Source organism: Variovorax sp. 01N429 (genome assembly GCF_056399425.1).
In genome coordinates, this window is the sequence record NZ_JBFTRG010000206.1 from 1 (window position 1) to 386 (window position 386).

Consider the following 386-nt stretch of genomic DNA (forward strand, 5'->3'; position numbering starts at 1 on the left):
ACCCAGACCCGGGGCATCGGCTTTGGCGGCGGAAGCCTGCCCATCGTCGGCCCGGTCAAAAAAGGCTCCGGCACCGGCATCGAGGTCTCCAGCAACACCGCATCGGCCAGCACCATCCAGAGCAGCCAGGGCGGTGTCTTGCTTCAAGGAGGAGGCACCGTCACGCTGCAGGGCGTGCAGGTCGATGCCGCCAAGGACATCACCATCCACGGCGGCAATGTCGACATCCACGCGGCAGTCGATGGCCAGTCGCTCGCGATCGCCCACAAGAGCAATGACCTGAACCTGGGCAGCGAGACTTGGTACCGCGATCCGAGCACGGGCTTCAATGCCAAGAAGACGCAAGAGGCAGGAATCACCGACACCTCCCTGGCGCGCACCACGCT

General features: G+C 64.8%; 1 protein-coding gene. It reads left to right on the forward strand.

Features of this window, described 5'->3' with window-relative positions:
- On the forward strand, positions 1–386 hold a 386-nt coding region (locus tag AC1DSF_RS31265), incomplete at both ends, for a hypothetical protein (protein ID WP_478184191.1).